This window comes from Zoogloea sp. LCSB751 (assembly GCF_002028455.1).
Classification (GTDB): Bacteria; Pseudomonadota; Gammaproteobacteria; order Burkholderiales; family Rhodocyclaceae; genus Zoogloea.
Genome location: NZ_MWUM01000712.1, coordinates 1 through 230, shown reverse-complemented (window position 1 = coordinate 230; position 230 = coordinate 1). Strand labels below are relative to the sequence as shown.

At 63.0% G+C, this 230-nt stretch carries 1 protein-coding gene; it reads right to left on the bottom strand.

What is annotated here, in order from left to right; all coding sequences use genetic code 11:
• Positions 1-230 (bottom strand): PilZ domain-containing protein (locus tag B4920_RS28285; RefSeq protein WP_139379811.1); only part of this gene is annotated, 230 nt, incomplete at both ends.

Here is a 230-nt window from a genome sequence, read left to right as displayed (position 1 = left end):
TCGCGTTCCAGGCCGGTGAAGAAGACCTCGATGTGGTCGCCGGTCTGGTAGTCGGGCAGATAGGGGACCAAGACCCGGATCCCGCCGAGAGAGATGTCCGAACTCTTGGCCTGCAGCTTCTCTCCGCTCGCCAGCTTGAGCACCATGGGTGAGCTGAAGTGCATCCGCTCCTCCTGCCGGCCGTAGTGGCTGGCGAAGGGAATGGCATTGACATCGAAGGGGCGGAACGG